The sequence below is a fragment of the Streptomyces glaucescens genome, assembly GCF_000761215.1.
Classification (GTDB): domain Bacteria; phylum Actinomycetota; class Actinomycetes; order Streptomycetales; family Streptomycetaceae; genus Streptomyces; species Streptomyces glaucescens_B.
In genome coordinates, this window is record NZ_CP009438.1 from 3,310,131 (window position 1) to 3,324,128 (window position 13,998).

14 protein-coding genes are annotated in these 13,998 nt (G+C 73.3%); 7 read left to right on the forward strand and 7 right to left on the reverse strand.

From position 1 onward, the window contains the following. Positions 1–6: 6 nt before the first annotated feature. From cbiQ to SGLAU_RS14225, 3 genes are read left to right on the forward strand one after another with little or no spacing between them, the layout of a single operon-like run. Positions 7–768 carry a cobalt ECF transporter T component CbiQ gene (gene cbiQ / locus SGLAU_RS14215; protein WP_043501624.1) on the forward strand — a complete coding sequence of 254 codons (762 nt, stop codon included), beginning with the start codon at positions 7–9 and terminating at the stop codon, positions 766–768. Continuing rightward, positions 756–1,535, forward strand: coding sequence for an energy-coupling factor ABC transporter ATP-binding protein (locus tag SGLAU_RS14220; RefSeq protein WP_043501626.1), 780 nt, complete (start codon positions 756–758; stop codon positions 1,533–1,535). The genes cbiQ and SGLAU_RS14220 overlap by 13 nt, the downstream gene beginning before the upstream one ends. Further along, positions 1,532–2,020 carry a MarR family winged helix-turn-helix transcriptional regulator gene (locus tag SGLAU_RS14225; RefSeq protein WP_043501628.1) on the forward strand — a complete coding sequence of 163 codons (489 nt, stop codon included), beginning with the start codon at positions 1,532–1,534 and terminating at the stop codon, positions 2,018–2,020. Before SGLAU_RS14220 ends, SGLAU_RS14225 begins: the two co-directional genes overlap by 4 nt. A 67-nt stretch (positions 2,021–2,087) precedes the next feature. On the opposite strand, the gene SGLAU_RS14230 is transcribed toward SGLAU_RS14225, so the two are convergent. Then, positions 2,088–2,717 (reverse strand): DUF5701 family protein, encoded by a 630-nt coding sequence (locus SGLAU_RS14230; protein WP_043501630.1) that lies wholly within the window; start codon positions 2,715–2,717, stop codon positions 2,088–2,090. Positions 2,718–2,816: 99 nt separating this feature from the next. Between SGLAU_RS14230 and SGLAU_RS14235 the strand changes: the two genes are divergently transcribed. From SGLAU_RS14235 to SGLAU_RS14245, 3 genes are all read left to right on the forward strand, one after another. After that, positions 2,817–3,461: a TetR/AcrR family transcriptional regulator gene (locus tag SGLAU_RS14235; RefSeq protein ID WP_043501631.1), complete on the forward strand. Its 645-nt coding sequence runs from the start codon at positions 2,817–2,819 to the stop codon at positions 3,459–3,461. A 146-nt stretch (positions 3,462–3,607) separates the two neighbouring features. Continuing rightward, positions 3,608–4,054, forward strand: coding sequence for an organic hydroperoxide resistance protein (locus SGLAU_RS14240; RefSeq protein WP_043501632.1), 447 nt, complete (start codon positions 3,608–3,610; stop codon positions 4,052–4,054). Positions 4,055–4,095: 41 nt separating this feature from the next. Continuing rightward, entirely contained in the window at positions 4,096–5,262 is a 1,167-nt protein-coding gene (locus SGLAU_RS14245; RefSeq protein ID WP_043501633.1) for a serine hydrolase domain-containing protein, read from the forward strand. Positions 5,263–5,268: 6 nt separating this feature from the next. Here the strand turns inward: SGLAU_RS14245 and SGLAU_RS14250 are convergent, their stop codons facing one another. The 5 genes from SGLAU_RS14250 to SGLAU_RS14270 form a co-directional block, all read right to left on the reverse strand. After that, positions 5,269–5,541 (reverse strand): DUF1876 domain-containing protein, encoded by a 273-nt coding sequence (locus SGLAU_RS14250; protein ID WP_043506611.1) that lies wholly within the window; start codon positions 5,539–5,541, stop codon positions 5,269–5,271. 106 nt (positions 5,542–5,647) lie between these two features. Next, complete coding sequence (locus SGLAU_RS14255) at positions 5,648–6,493, reverse strand: EamA family transporter (RefSeq protein ID WP_043501635.1); 846 nt, start codon at positions 6,491–6,493, stop codon at positions 5,648–5,650. Beyond that, on the reverse strand, positions 6,490–7,005 hold the full coding sequence (locus tag SGLAU_RS14260) for a YbaK/EbsC family protein (protein WP_043501638.1): 516 nt from the start codon (positions 7,003–7,005) through the stop codon (positions 6,490–6,492). The genes SGLAU_RS14255 and SGLAU_RS14260 overlap by 4 nt, the downstream gene beginning before the upstream one ends. Before the next feature lie 207 nt (positions 7,006–7,212). Then, positions 7,213–9,447 carry an MMPL family transporter gene (locus tag SGLAU_RS14265; protein WP_043501640.1) on the reverse strand — a complete coding sequence of 745 codons (2,235 nt, stop codon included), beginning with the start codon at positions 9,445–9,447 and terminating at the stop codon, positions 7,213–7,215. Between the two features lie 95 nt (positions 9,448–9,542). Beyond that, entirely contained in the window at positions 9,543–10,145 is a 603-nt protein-coding gene (locus SGLAU_RS14270) for a TetR/AcrR family transcriptional regulator (protein ID WP_043501643.1), read from the reverse strand. Positions 10,146–10,355: 210 nt separating this feature from the next. On the opposite strand from SGLAU_RS14270, the gene SGLAU_RS14275 reads away from it, so the two are divergent. Continuing rightward, complete coding sequence (locus SGLAU_RS14275) at positions 10,356–13,646, forward strand: S41 family peptidase (RefSeq protein WP_043501645.1); 3,291 nt, start codon at positions 10,356–10,358, stop codon at positions 13,644–13,646. Between the two features lie 70 nt (positions 13,647–13,716). On the opposite strand, the gene SGLAU_RS14280 is transcribed toward SGLAU_RS14275, so the two are convergent. Next, positions 13,717–13,926: a hypothetical protein gene (locus tag SGLAU_RS14280; protein ID WP_043501647.1), complete on the reverse strand. Its 210-nt coding sequence runs from the start codon at positions 13,924–13,926 to the stop codon at positions 13,717–13,719. Positions 13,927–13,998 lie beyond the last annotated feature (72 nt).

The following is a 13,998-nucleotide window of genomic DNA, read 5'->3' on the forward strand; positions in this document are numbered from 1 at the left end:
GCCGCCATGGGCGCAGGTCACGCGCATCGGCTCTACCGGCGGGGCGACTCGCCGGTGCACGCGCTGCCGCCGCACACCAAGCTCGCCGCCGTCTTCGCCTTCGTGCTGGTCGTGGTGGCCACCCCGCGCGAGGCGATGTGGGCGTTCGGGGTGTACGCGCTGCTGCTCGCCGTCGTCGCGCACCACGCGCGCGTGCCCGCCGGTTTCCTCCTCAAGCGGCTGCTGATCGAGGTGCCGTTCGTCGCGTTCGCGGTGCTCATGCCGTTCGTGGCGGAGGGCGAGCGGGTCGAGGTGCTGGGGCTGTCACTGAGCGTCGGCGGACTGTGGGGCGCCTGGAACGTGCTCGCCAAGGGCACCCTCGGCGTCGCCGCCTCCGTGCTGCTGGCCGCCACCACCGAACTGCGCGAACTGCTGCTCGGCCTGCAACGGCTGAGGCTGCCGCCGCTGCTGGTGCAGATCGCCTCCTTCATGATCCGCTACGGCGACCTCATCACCGACGAGATGCGGCGCATGCGGATCGCGCGCGAGTCCCGCGGGTTCGAGGCGCGCGGGGTGAAGCACTGGGGTGTGCTCGCCACATCGGCGGGCGCCCTGTTCATCCGCTCCTACGAGCGCGGGGAGCGGGTGCACCTGGCCATGGTGAGCCGCGGGTACGCCGGTGCGATGCCGGTCATCGACGAGGTGACCGCGTCCCGGGCCCAGTGGTCGTCCGCCCTCGCGCTGCCCGCCGCCGCCCTCGTCGTCTGCCTGCTGGGATGGATGCTGTGACCGATACGCCCGCCGACGCCGCCCCCTCCCTGGAGGTCTCCGGCCTCGCCTTCGCCTACCCCGACGGGCACCAGGCACTGTTCGGTGTGGACTTCTCGATCGCGCGGGGCGAGCGGGTCGCGCTGCTCGGGCCGAACGGCGCCGGCAAGACCACCCTGGTCCTGCACCTCAACGGCATCCTCTCCGGCGGCACCGGCACCGTGACGGTCGCCGGGCTGCCCGTCGGCAAGCGGCACATGGCACAGGTCCGGCGCAAGGTCGGGATCGTCTTCCAGGACCCGGACGACCAGCTCTTCATGCCGACGGTGCGCGAGGACGTGGCGTTCGGGCCCGCCGCGGCCGGGCTGAGGGGCGCGGAGCTGGAGGCCCGGGTGGACCGGGCGCTGGAGCGGGTCGGCATGGCGGAGTTCAAGGACCGTCCGCCGCACCACCTCTCCTTCGGGCAGCGGCGACGGGTGGCCGTGGCGACCGTGCTGGCCATGGAGCCGGAGATCCTGGTGCTGGACGAGCCGTCGTCCAACCTGGACCCCGCCTCCCGGCGCGAACTGGCCGACATCCTGCGCTCCCTGGACGTGACCGTGCTGATGGTCACCCACGATCTGCCGTACGCGCTGGAGCTGTGCCCGCGTTCGCTGATCCTCAGCGAGGGCGTGATCGCGGCCGACGGACCGACCGGTGAGCTGCTGTCGGACGACGCCCTGATGCGCGCCCACCGTCTGGAGCTGCCGTTCGGCTTCGATCCGCGGTCCGTGACAACGGGCGCGTGACGCGCCGGGACGACGAGGGAGCGGAGCGGCCCGGGGAGGTTTCCGGGCCGCCGCTCCCGGACCGGCCGCTGTGCTTCGCGCTGTACGCCGCGCAGCGCGCGGTGACCGCCGCGTACCGGCCGCTCCTGGCGGAGCCGGGCCTCACCTGCCCGCAGTACCTGGTGCTGCCGGTGCCGTGGGAGCGCGGGGAGACGACGGTGAAGGAGCCGGCGGGCGCGCCGCGCCTGGGCTGCGGCACGGTCTCGCCGTTGCTCAAGCGGATGGAGGGCGCCGGTCTGGTCCGCCGGGAGCGCTCACCGCGCGACGACCGCTCGGTGCTTGTCGCGGCCACCGGGCGCGCGGAGGAACTGCGGGAGCGCGCCTCGTGCGTCCCCGGCGCCCTGCGTACGGCGACGGGGCTCGGCGCGGCCGACGCCGCCCGGCTGCGCGTCGACCTGTGGCACCTCGCCCGCCGGGCGGAGGGGGCGGCGGCCCGCGCCCGCTGACCGCCCGGAGGAGGCGGCGGCCCCCGCCCGCTGACCGCCCCCCCCCGGTCCGTCCCGTGCCGTCACGTCACGCGGCGTGCCGTTTCCCCGCCGACGCCATCCCGAGCCAGGTGTGCGGATTGCCCTCCCAGCACCAGCCCAGCTTGGGCATGCCCTGGCTGATCCAGATCGCCGGGACGCGGCGGTCGCCGGAGCGGGAACCGCCGAGGGAGAAGCACTTGTTCTTCACCAGCACCTCGGGGAAGTGGGTGATCAGGGCGATGCCCTCCTCGATGGTGAGCGGTGTGCGCCCGCGCCCGGCGATGGTCTCCATGGCGTCGTTCGGCACGACGCCGCAGAACTCCTCGCCACGCTCCACGTCGAACACCAGGTGGACGCGGTGGCCGGGCACGGCCACCGACGGGACGGCGACGAACCGCTCCAGCGCGCCGGGCTCGAAGCTGTGGTCGACGAAGCCCGGCTTCTTCTTGCCGTGCAGCGCGGTGAGCGGCATCGTCCGCTCGACCGGTGCCACTTCGCGGGCGACGACCAGCAGGAACGGCACCCGCCCGGCCGTCACGTCGGCCTCCTGGTCGGGCACCGCGGCCCGCAGGGGGGCGCACAGTGCCTCGAACTCCGCGGCGCCGAGCCCGCCCAGGGCGGGGTAGCCCAGCTCGATGAGATTGCGTACCTGCCGGTCGAACTCGCGTGCAGTCATGGAGTCCCTTCGGGAGGAGAGGTTGACGGGAACAAACTTAGGTCGAGTACAGAAATATGTCAAGCATAATTTTGTGCGTGGCCTAGCTACACTGGGGGCATGACTGCGGAGACGACCGGCCTGCGGGCCCTGAAGAAGCGCCGGACCAGGGAGAAGATCTCGAACGCGGCCACCCGGCTCTTCCTGGAACACGGCTTCGACCACGTGACGATCGCGGACGTGGCGGCCGCCGCCGAGGTGGCCAAGATGACCGTCACCAACTACTTCCCGCGCAAGGAGGACCTGGCCCTGGACCTGGCCGGGGTCTTCGTCGAGATGCCGGCCGCCGCCGTGCGCGACCGCGCACCCGGCGAGTCCGCGCTGGCCGCGCTCCGCCGCGCCTTCCTGGCCGCCGCGGCCGGGCAGGACCCGGTCATCGGCTTCTCGGGCCTGCCGTTCGCCCGCATGATCACCGGCAGCCCGGCCCTCGTGGCCCGGCTGCGCGAGTTCCACGACGCCCGTGAGCAGGCACTGGCCCGCACCCTCGCCGAGGAGACCGGCGCCGCCGAGGACGACATCCGGCCCCGCGTCGCCGCCGCCCTGCTCGGCGGTGTGCACCGGCTGCTGTTCGAGGAGACCCTGCGGCTGACACTGGACGGCCGCGCCAACGACGAGATCGCCCGGATCGTCACCGGTCACGCGCACACGGCGTTCGCGGCCCTGGAACCCGCCCTGGGCGACTACGCGGTACGCCCGGGCGGCTGACCGGCGAGACGGCCGCGCGGCTGTTACCCGCGGTCGCTCCCCCGCGCCGCGCCGAGCGCACCTACTCACCAGTACCTTGTGCACGGCGCACCCGCCACGCGACGGGTGCCGCCCGCCGCCGTCTCTGCCCTGGGGGAGGTCCCGCCGTGTCCGAAGGCATCGCCGTCGACACCCGCCCGACGAAGATCGTGTACGTGGCCGAGGCCACCGCCCACGGCGGCCGGGACGGCCATGTCACCAGCCAGGACGGCCAGCTCGGGCTGAAGGTGGCGATGCCGCCGGAGCTGGGCGGCGACGGCAACGGCACCAACCCGGAGCAGCTCTTCGCGGCGGGCTACAGCTCCTGCTTCCACAACGCGCTGATCCTGGTCGGCAACCGCGAGGGCTACGACCTCACCGGCTCCACGGTCGCCGCCAAGGTCGGCATCGGGCCCAACCGCCACCGCGGCTACGGCCTCGCGGTCGCCCTCAGCGTCTCCCTGCCGCTCCTCGACCCGGACCTCGCGTCGAAGCTGGTGGACGCCGCCCACGAGGTCTGCCCCTACTCCAACGCCACCCGCGGGAACATCGACGTGACGATTCTGCTTGGGTGAGTCGGGGACCCGACCCGCACCGCAGGACGAGGAGGACGGACGTGGACGCGAACGGCACAGTGGCCGAGGGCTTCGAGCCGGTCAGGGACGCGTTCGTGAGGAACTTCGGCACGCTCGGCGACCGCGGCGCGGCCGTCACCGTCTACCGGGACGGCCACAAGGTGGTCGACCTGTGGGGCGGCACCCGGGACGTCGACGGCACCGAGCCCTGGCAGCGCGGCACCGCCCAGATCGTTCGCTCGGCGACCAAGGGCGTCGCCGCCGCCGTCCTCCTGCTGCTGCACCAGCGCGGCGAGCTGGACCTCGACGCGCCGGTGGTCAAGTGGTGGCCGGAGTACGAGGCGGCGGGCAAGGAGCGCACCCTCGTACGGCACCTGCTCGCGCACCGCGCGGGCGTGCCGGTGCTGGACCGCCCGCTGACGGTCGCGCAGGCCGCCGACCCGGAGCTGGGGGCCGCGGCGGTCGCGGCGCAGGCACCGGCGTGGCAGCCGGGCACGGACCACGGCTACCACGCGCAGACCTACAGCTGGCTCACGGCCGAGCTGGTCCGCCGGGTCACCGGCCGGCCGATCGACGAGTGGATCGCCGACGAGATCGCGGGCCCCGTCGGAGCGGACTTCTGGCTCGGACTGCCCCCGGCCGAGGCGGCCCGCGTCGGGCGGGTCGGCCCGGTGGCGGCCGAGGAGGCGGCGGGCGCCCTGCGCACCCGGCCCAAGCGCGCGGTCTCCGACGCCTACGCCGACCCGGAGTCCCTGACCCGCCGCGCCTTCGGTGCGATCACCCCGCAGCCCGACGAGAACGACCCGCTCTACCGTGCCGCCGCCCTGCCCGCCTCCAACGGCATCGCCACCGCCGACGGGCTGGCCCGGATCTACGCCTCGCTGATCGGCGAGGTCGACGGCGGGGTGCGGCTGTTCACGCCGGAGACGGCCGACCTGGCGCGCGGCGAGCAGTCCTCGGGCCCGGACCGGGTCCTGGTGGTGAACACCCGCTTCGGCCTCGGCTACATGCTGCACGGCAGCGCGTCCCCGCTGCTGTCCCCCGGGTCCTTCGGCCACCCCGGCCGCGGCGGCGCGCTCGGCTTCGCCGACCCGGAGTCGGGGATCGCCTTCGGCTACGTGACGAACGGCTTCCGCAGCAGCGTCACCGCGGACCCGCGCGCGCAGGCCCTGGTGAGGGCGGTCCGCACCGCCCTCACCGGCAGCTGACCGCGCTCACACGTGGATGGGGTGCGAGATGCGCCCCGACGCCGAGTCGATCTCCTCGTGCGCCTTGGTGAGCAGCCGCATCGCCAGCTCGTTCAGCGCCCGGGCGCCGGCGATCTCCTCGCCGACCCTGGGCTGATTCGCGTCCGTGTGGTGCCTGCTGGCCTGGCCGTGGGAGCGCACCTCGCTGCCGTCCGGGAGCCGTATCAGCGCCGCGGCCTCGGTGTGCCGGTCGTCCTCCTTGAACTCCAGCTCGACGTGCCAGCCCACTGCGGTATGCATCGTCATGACGATCACCTCCGGAAGAACCTGCTTCCAGGGTGCGCCAGATGGCGTACGGATGCATCCAATCAGGGACGTTCCGGGCGTCTGCGTGGACTGCCCGGCCTCAGCCGGCGCGCAGCATCAGCCCGATCCCGGCGACCAGCAACCCGGCCGCGGCGATCCGCGGCGCGCCGAACCGCTCCTTGAACACCACGGCGCCGATCACCGCGCCCACGATGATCGACGACTCCCGCAGGGCGGCGATCGGCGCCAGCTCCGCGCGGGTCTGCGCCCACAGCACCAGGGCGTACGCGGCGACGGACATCAGCGCCCCGAGCAGCCCGAGGGCGGCGAAGGGCCGCACGGTGGCGAGGAAGGCGCCGCGCCACCGGTGCAGGGCGTACGCCGGGATGACCGCGCCCTGCGCCAGCATCAGCCAGGCGATGTACCCGAGCGACGAGCCGGAGGCGCGCACGCCGAGCCCGTCGACCAGCGTGTACACGGCGATGGTCAGGCCGGTCGCCAGCGCCGCGCCGATCGCCGCCCAGTCCGGGCGGTGCCCGCGCAGCCCCCACAGCGCGACACCGGTCAGCCCGGCGCACGACAGCGTGATCCCGGCCGTGGCCCAGCCGTCGGGCACCTCGTGCGCGAAGACCGCGGCCAGCGCGGTGACGACGAGCGGCGCGCTGCCCCGGGCGATGGGGTAGGCCTGCCCGAAGTCGCCGAGCCGGAAGGACCGCATGAGCAGGGCGTAGTAGGCGATGTGGACGGCGGCGGAGCCGAGCAGGTACGGCCACGCGGCGGGGGCCGGCACCGCGGTGAACGGCACCAGCGCCAGCCCGGTCAGCGCGCCGCCGCCGGAGATGAGGGTGAACCCGACGAGCTTGTCGGTGATGCGGTGGGCGATGGCGTTCCACCCGGCGTGGGTGACCGCGGCCGCCAGCACGGCCGCGGTGACCAGCGGCGTCACGCGCCACTTCGCTCGCGGACGTCCACCAGGGTGCCGCCGGCGTGGGCGACGAGGGCCTTCGGTTCCATCGGGAAGACGGTGTGCGGGTCACCGGCGGCCGCCCACACCACGTCGTGGTCGAGCAGGCCCCGGTCGGCGAGCACCCGCGTCCTGGTCCGGTGCCCGAACGGCGGTACGCCTCCGATGGCGTACCCCGTGGTCTCCCGTACGACGCCGGCCTTGGCCCGGGTGACCTCGCGGGCGCCGAGTGCCCGCCGTACCAGTTCCACGTCGACCCGGGAGGCGCCGTCCATCAGGACCAGCACCGGCACGTCGTCGGCGGCGAAGACCAGCGACTTGCAGATCTGGCTCAGCCCGCAGCCGATCGCGGCGGCCGCCTCGGCGGCGGTCCGGGTCGCGTCCGGGAAGCGGCGTACCCGGTCCAGCACCTCTGCGATGCCCATCTCCCGCAGGGCGTCGGCGAACCGGGGGTGGGCCCCGTGGCCCTCGATGGCGGTGTCTGCGCTCGTCATGGAGGGCAACCTAGTGGTGCGTGTATGGCGCACGCGACTGCTTATGGTTCCGCCGCGCCCGCGTCGCGGGCCGATGGCCCCGCGGGAGGCCCGTGCCCCCGGGCCCGTGAGCCCGGGGCGGCATGAGGAGGCCGGTGAGGGCGCCCCGTCCCCACGGAGCCCTCACCGGCCGGTCCCATGCCGCGGCCGCGATCGCGGCCGGGCCGATCAGGCGCGGACCAGTTCGCGGTCCTCGTCCGGGTCCTTGCGGCCGTCCCGGTCCGACGCGGTACGCAGGCCCTCGCCCTCGACGTCCACGTTGGGCAGCGCCCGGTCCAGCCACTTCGGCAGCCACCAGGCCGCCTTGCCGAGCAGGGCGAGCACCGCCGGGACGATCGCCATGCGGACGACGAACGCGTCGAAGAACACCGCGATCGCCAGGCCGAAGCCGATCATCTTGACCATGGACTCGCTGGAGCCGATGAAGCCCGCGAACACCGCCATCATGATCACCGCGGCGGCCGTCACGACCCGCGCGCCGTACTTGAAGCCGGTCACGACCGCCTGGCCGGGCTTCTCCCCGTGCACGTACGCCTCACGCATCCGGGTGACCAGGAAGACCTCGTAGTCCATCGCCAGGCCGAAGACCACGCCGACCATGAAGATCGGCATCATCGACATGACCGGGCCGGTCTCCTCGACGCCCATCAGGCCGGACAGCCAGCCCCACTGGAAGACCGCGACCACCGCGCCGAGCGCCGCCAGCACGCTGAGCAGGAAGCCGAGGGCCGCCTTCAGCGGGACGAGGATGGAGCGGAAGACCACGATCAGCAGCAGGAAGGCGAGGCCCACCACGAGCGCCAGGTACGGCAGCAGCGCGTCGTTCAGCTTCTCCGACACGTCGATGTTCATCGCCGTCGCGCCGGTGACCAGCACCTGGCCGTCCTTGCCGGCGGTCAGCTCGGCGCCGGTGGCGCGGATGGCGTGCACCAGGTCCTCGGTGGTCGCCGAGGACGGCTTGGCGTCCGGGATCACGGTGACCGTGGCGGTGTCGCCGGCCTTGTTGGGCGCCGGCGGGGTCACCGTCACCACGTTGTCCAGGCCCTTGACCTCCCCGGCGACGTCCTCGAAGAGCGCCTTCGGGTCCGCGCTGCCCTTGCCGTCGACGACGACCATCAGCGGGCCGTTGAAGCCGGGCCCGAAGCCCTCCGAGAGGAGGTCGTAGGCGCGGCGCTGGGTGGTCGAGGTCGGCTGGGAGCCGTCGTCGGGCAGGCCGAGTTCCAGCGAGGCGGCCGGGACCGCGGCGGCACCGAGGCCGAGGACGCCGAGCAGCAGCACGGCGACCGGGCGGCGGACGACGAAGCTGGCCCAGCGGGTGCCCATGTTGGGCTTGGTGGTGCCCTCGGCGGCCTTCCTGGCGGCGCGCCCGCCGCCGAGCAGCTTGCTCTTCTCGCCGGCCGGGCGGACCTTGCGGCCCGCGTAGCCGAGCAGCGCGGGGATCATGGTGAGCGCGATCAGGACGGCGATGGCGACGGTGCCCGCGGCGGCGATGCCCATCTTCGTCAGCATCGGGATGTTGACGACGGACAGGCCGACCAGGGCGATGACGACGGTGAGGCCGGCGAAGACCACCGCGGAGCCGGCGGTGCCGACGGCCCGTCCGGCCGCCTCCTCGCGGTCGCGGCCCTCGGCGAGTTCCGCGCGGTAGCGGGAGACGATGAACAGGGCGTAGTCGATGCCGACCGCGAGGCCGATCATCGTGGCGAGCGTGGAGGTGGTGGAGCCCAGGTCGAGGGGGCTGGCCAGCGCGGTGATCGTCGCGACGCCGATGCCGACACCGATGATGGCGGTGAGCAGCGGCAGCCCGGCCGCGAGCAGCGAGCCGAAGGTGATGACGAGGACGACCGCGGCGACCGCGATGCCGATGATCTCGGAGCTGCCGGTGTGCGGCACGGCCTGGAGGGCGTCACCGCCGATCTCGACGGTCAGCCCGGAGTCCCGCGCGTCCTGCGCGGCGCCTTCCAGGGCGTCCTTGGTGGCGTCCTTCAGCTCCATGCCGGACACCTTGTACGTGACCTGGGCGTAGGCGATCGTGCCGTCCCGGCTGACGGCCCTGGCCTGGTAGGGGTCGGCGACGGCGGCGACCTCGGAGCCGTCGGCCAGTTCCCGGACGGTCTTCTGGACCGTCGCCTTGTTCTCGGCGTCGGTCATCTTCTCCCCGGCCGGCGCCTTGAAGACGACGCGGGCGGTGGCGCCGTCGGCGCTCATGCCGGGGAAGCGCTCCTCCAGCAGGTCGAAGGCCTTCTGGGCCTCGGTGCCGGGGATCGAGAAGGAGGTGGTGCCGGGGGCGGGGGCGCTTGCCGCGCCGACGCCGGCGAGCGTCAGCAGCGCCACCCATATGAAGGCGAGGATGTGCCTTCGCCGGAACGAGAACCGGCCGAGTCGGTAGAGAAAGGTGGCCACGAGGGCGTACTCCCGGTCAGTCGTGGGGTGGTCAGGGCAGGAATGGTCAGCCCGACGACGTGAGCGGTCGCGTCAGGTGGTGCGGAGCAGGTCGCTCAGGTGGTGGTGGGGACGCCGAGGGCGGGGAGGACCACGGCGTCGATGTACGAGAGGAGGAAGCTCTGCGTGGGCGGCAGCTCGTCTATCAGCGTGCGGGTGACGAACGCGCCCAGCAGCATGTGCACCACGAACTCCATCGCCGGGTTGTCCTCGCGGACCTCGCCCCGGTCGACGGCGCGCCGCAGCACGCGCCGGAACTCCTCCAGCTCCGGCTCGATCAGCAGTTCCTTGAACGCTCGCAGCAGGTCGGGGTTGTTGTGCACCGCCATGGCCAGGCCGCGCATCAGCGCGGTGTTCTGCTCCATGGCGCAGTCGTCCTCGCGGGTCACGAGGGCGGCCAGGTCGCCGCGGAGCGAGCCGGTGTCGACGTCGGCGATGCTGCCCGGCTTCATGTGCCGCATCGCGTGCGCCACCAGTTCGGCCTTGCCGCCCCACTGGCGGTAGAGGGTGGCCTTGCTGGAGTGGGTGCGGGCCGCGACGGCGTCCATGGTCAGGGCGTCGTAGCCGACCTCCCGGAGCAGGTCGAGCACGGCCGTGTACAGCTCGGCCGCGCGCTCGGGCGTGAGCCGGCTGCGGCGCGCGGTTGCGGTCTCGGCCATGACCCTCACCCCTTTCGCGTGAACGAGACTGTTTCGTACACCACCACTGTAGTGCCCGCGAGAAGCGAAACGAAACAGTTTCGTACGTGGGCTGGGTCACTCCTGTCAGGACGGCATAAGTCCCCCCGTCTCCGCACACGGGCGATCCGGCCGAAAGGCGCACGCGGCGCACGAGTTGCCCGCCCCACCTCCCCGGCAAAGCATGAAGAGGTGACCTATCTGCGCCTGCCCCATCTCCACAGAAACCTGCTGTGCTTCGTGGCCGAGGACGACCTCTGGCTCGCCCCGCTCGACGGTCCCGGCCGCGCCTGGCGGCTCACCGCCGACCGCACCAAGACCGGCCAGCCGCGCTTCTCCCCCGACGGCCGCCACATCGCCTGCACGAGCTGGCGCAGCCTCGTCCCGGAGATCCACCTGGTCCCCGTGGACGGCGGCCGGACCCGGCAGCTCACCTACTGGGGAAGCCAGGACACCCGCGTCTGCGGCTGGGCCCCGCCCGAAGGCGACGGCACCGGCGACATCCTCGCCGTCGCCTCCCACGGCCAGCCCTTCTCCTACTTCACCTGGGCGTACAAGGTCTCCCCCGACGGCGACCCCGGCCGCAAGCTGCCCTGGGGTCCGGTCTCCGACATCCAGGTCGCCGACCTCGCCGACGGGCACAGGACACTGCTGCTCACCGGCACCCCGCCGCACGAACCGGCCGCCTGGAAGCGCTACCGGGGCGGCGCCACGGGCCGCCTCTGGCTGCACGGGCAGCGGCTCCTCGCCGACCTGGAAGGGCACCTCGAAGCGCCGATGTTCGTCGGCGACCGGATCGCCTTCCTCTCCGACCACGAGGGCGTCGGCAACCTCTACTCCTGTGCCCACGACGGCTCCGACCTGCGCCGCCACACCGACCACGACGCGTTCTACGCCCGGCACGCCGCGAGCGACGGCACCCGGGTGGTGTACCAGTGCGCGGGCGACCTGTGGCTCGTGGACGACTTCTCGCCCGACGCCGCACCCCGCCGCCTCGACGTCCGGCTGAACGGGCCGCGCACCGGCCGCCGCCCCTACCAGGTGCCCGCGGCCCAGCACGTGGACGGCCTGTCCGTCGACGAGACCGGCCGGGCCAGCGCCGTCGTGGTGCGCGGCAGCCTGTACTGGCTCACCCACCGCGACGGGCCCGCCCGCACCCTCACCGACACCCCCGGCGTCCGGGTCCGGTTGCCGGAGATGCTGGGCTCCGGCAACCAGGTCGCCTATGTGACGGACGCGGAGGGCGAGGACGCGATCGAGATCGCCTACCTGCCCCGCGCCACCGGCGACCGCGCGCCCCGGCGGCTGGCCTCCGGCGAACTCGGCCGCGTTCTCGAACTGGTCTGCGACCCGCAGGGCCAGCGCCTCGCCGTCGCCGCGCACGACGGACGGCTCCTGCTGCTCGACGCGACCGAGGACTCCGACGGCGAGGTCACCGAGCTGATCAGGTCCGTCAACGGCCCGGTCCGCGACCTCGCCTTCTCCCCCGACGGCAACTGGCTGACCTGGTCCCACCCCGGCATCGGCCGCAGCCTGCGGCAGATCAAGATGGCCCGCATCGGCGGCGCCGGCGGCACCGGAGAGGCGGCCCGTGTCGTCGTCGACGTCACCAACGGCCGCTTCGAGGACGAGAACCCGGTCTTCACCCGCGACGGCCGCTACCTCGCCTTCCTCTCCTGGCGCGGTTTCGACCCGGTCTACGACGTGCACACCGGCGACCTGTCCTTCCCGCTCGGCTGCCGCCCCTACCTGGTCCCGCTGTCCTCCGCCACCCCCTCCCCGTTCGCCCTGGACCCCGACGGCCGCCCCGCCGCCGGCGGTCTCGGCAGGATGGGGGACGCCGGGGAACCCGACGACGAGGGCGGCGAGAGCGGCACCGTCACCGTGGAGGTGGAGGGCCTGGAGAACAGGGTCACGCCCTTCCCGGTCGCCGCGTCCAAGTACTCGGCGCTGCACCCGGTCGCCGGCGGCGGACTGGTCTGGCTGCGCTGGCCGATCTCCGGCGCGCTCGGCGAGACCTTCGTCAATCCGGACGACACCAGCGGCCGTCCCACCCTGGAACACTTCGGCATCGCCAAGGCCAAGCGGTCCGAACTCCTCGACCACCTGGACTGGTTCGCGGTGAGCGGCGACGGCAGCCGTCTCGTCGTCGTCGACGAGGGCGACCTGCGCGCGGTCCCGTCCACCGAGAGCGGCGACGCGGACACCACCACCTGGATCGATCTGCGCCGCATCCTGCACGAGGTCGACCCGGCCGCCGAGTGGCGCCAGTCCTACGACGAGGCGGGCCGCCTGATCCGCGCCCACTTCTGGGACCCCGGCATGTGCGGCATCGACTGGGACGCGGTCCTCGGCCAGTACCGTCCGCTGGTCGACCGGGTGGCCTCACCCGACGAGTTCGCCGACCTGCTCCGCGAGGTGCTCGGCGAACTGGGCACCTCGCACGCGTACGTCACCGCCGCCCGCCGCAACGAGGGCCCGCCCCACTACCAGCGCCGGCAGGGTCTGCTCGGCGCCAACCTCGTCCGCCGGGACGGCGGCTGGACGGTCCGGCGGATCCTGCCCGGCGACTCCTCCGACTCCAAGGCCCGCTCCCCGCTCGCCGGTTCCGGCATCCGTGAGGGCGCCGTCCTCACCCACGTCGACGGCCGCCCCGTGGACCCGGTCACCGGCCCCTACCCGCTGCTCGCGGGAGCGGGCGGCACGACCGTGGAGCTGACCTTCACTCCCGCCGGGGGCGAGGGCCGCGCCCGCCGGGTCGCCGTCGTCCCGCTCGTCGACGAGCAGCCGCTGCGCTACCAGGACTGGGTGGCCAAACGCCGGGAGGTCGTGCGCGAGTTGAGCGGCGGACGCTGCGGCTACCTGCACATCCCCGACATGGGCGGCTCCGGCTGGGCCCAGTTCAACCGCGACCTGCGCATGGAGGTCTCCCGACCTGCCCTCATCGTCGACGTGCGCGGCAACGCGGGCGGCCACATCAGCGAACTGGTCGTCGAGAAGCTGACCCGCACCATCCTCGGCTGGGACCTCACCCGTGACGCCCAGCCCGTGTCGTACGCCTCCAACGCGCCGCGCGGCCCGGTCGTTGCCCTCGCCGACGAGGCCACCTCCTCCGACGGCGACATGATCACGGCCGCCTTCAAGCTGCTGAAGCTGGGTCCGGTCGTCGGCCAGCGCACCTGGGGCGGAGTCGTCGGCATGACCGGCCGCCACCGCCTCGGTGACGGCACCGTGATCACCGTGCCGATGAACGCGGCCTGGTTCGACGCGTACGGCTGGTCCGTCGAGAACCGGGGCGTCACCCCCGACGTGGAGGTCCTGCGCACCCCGCTCGACTGGGCCGAGGGCCGCCACGCCCAGCTCGACGACGCCGTCCACCTGGCCCTGGACCTCTTGAGCACCAACCCCCCGGCCACCCCGCCCGACTACACGGACACTCCCGACCGCTCCCGCCCCGAGCTCCCCCCACGCTCCACTCCCTGACCCCGAAAAAGGAGGGGCGCCCCCGGAGTACACCGGAGGCACCCGCACCACAGGATCCGGACCGCAGCGGTCAGACCTCGTCGAGCTCCTCGTCGAAGCGCTCCCGCTCGGGCCGCTCCCGCTCGGGCCGCTCGCGCTCGGACCGCTCGCGCGTCATCGGCTCGTCCTCACGACGCTGCCCGCGGCGGTTCTGGACCTGCTCCCTGGCCTGGTCCATCTTCTCGCGAGCCTGCTGCTGCCACTGCTCGGACTGGTCCTGGAACTTGTCCTTCATACCCATGTGTCGTCACTCCTTGTGACTGGGGGATTTGGGGCCCCGAGGGGGCTCCACCAGATTCACACGGCCCGACAC

Bases quoted from the DNA above. Each gene is read 5' to 3' on its own strand.
- cbiQ (WP_043501624.1), top strand. From the start codon at position 7: ATGGGCGCAGGTCACGCGCATCGGCTCTACCGGCGGGGCGACTCGCCG.
- SGLAU_RS14280 (WP_043501647.1), bottom strand. From the start codon at position 13,926: ATGGGTATGAAGGACAAGTTCCAGGACCAGTCCGAGCAGTGGCAGCAG.
- SGLAU_RS14235 (WP_043501631.1), top strand. From the start codon at position 2,817: ATGACTGCGGAGACGACCGGCCTGCGGGCCCTGAAGAAGCGCCGGACC.
- SGLAU_RS14260 (WP_043501638.1), bottom strand. From the start codon at position 7,005: ATGACGAGCGCAGACACCGCCATCGAGGGCCACGGGGCCCACCCCCGG.
- SGLAU_RS14250 (WP_043506611.1), bottom strand. From the start codon at position 5,541: ATGCATACCGCAGTGGGCTGGCACGTCGAGCTGGAGTTCAAGGAGGAC.
- SGLAU_RS14270 (WP_043501643.1), bottom strand. From the start codon at position 10,145: ATGGCCGAGACCGCAACCGCGCGCCGCAGCCGGCTCACGCCCGAGCGC.
- SGLAU_RS14220 (WP_043501626.1), top strand. From the start codon at position 756: ATGGATGCTGTGACCGATACGCCCGCCGACGCCGCCCCCTCCCTGGAG.
- SGLAU_RS14230 (WP_043501630.1), bottom strand. From the start codon at position 2,717: ATGACTGCACGCGAGTTCGACCGGCAGGTACGCAATCTCATCGAGCTG.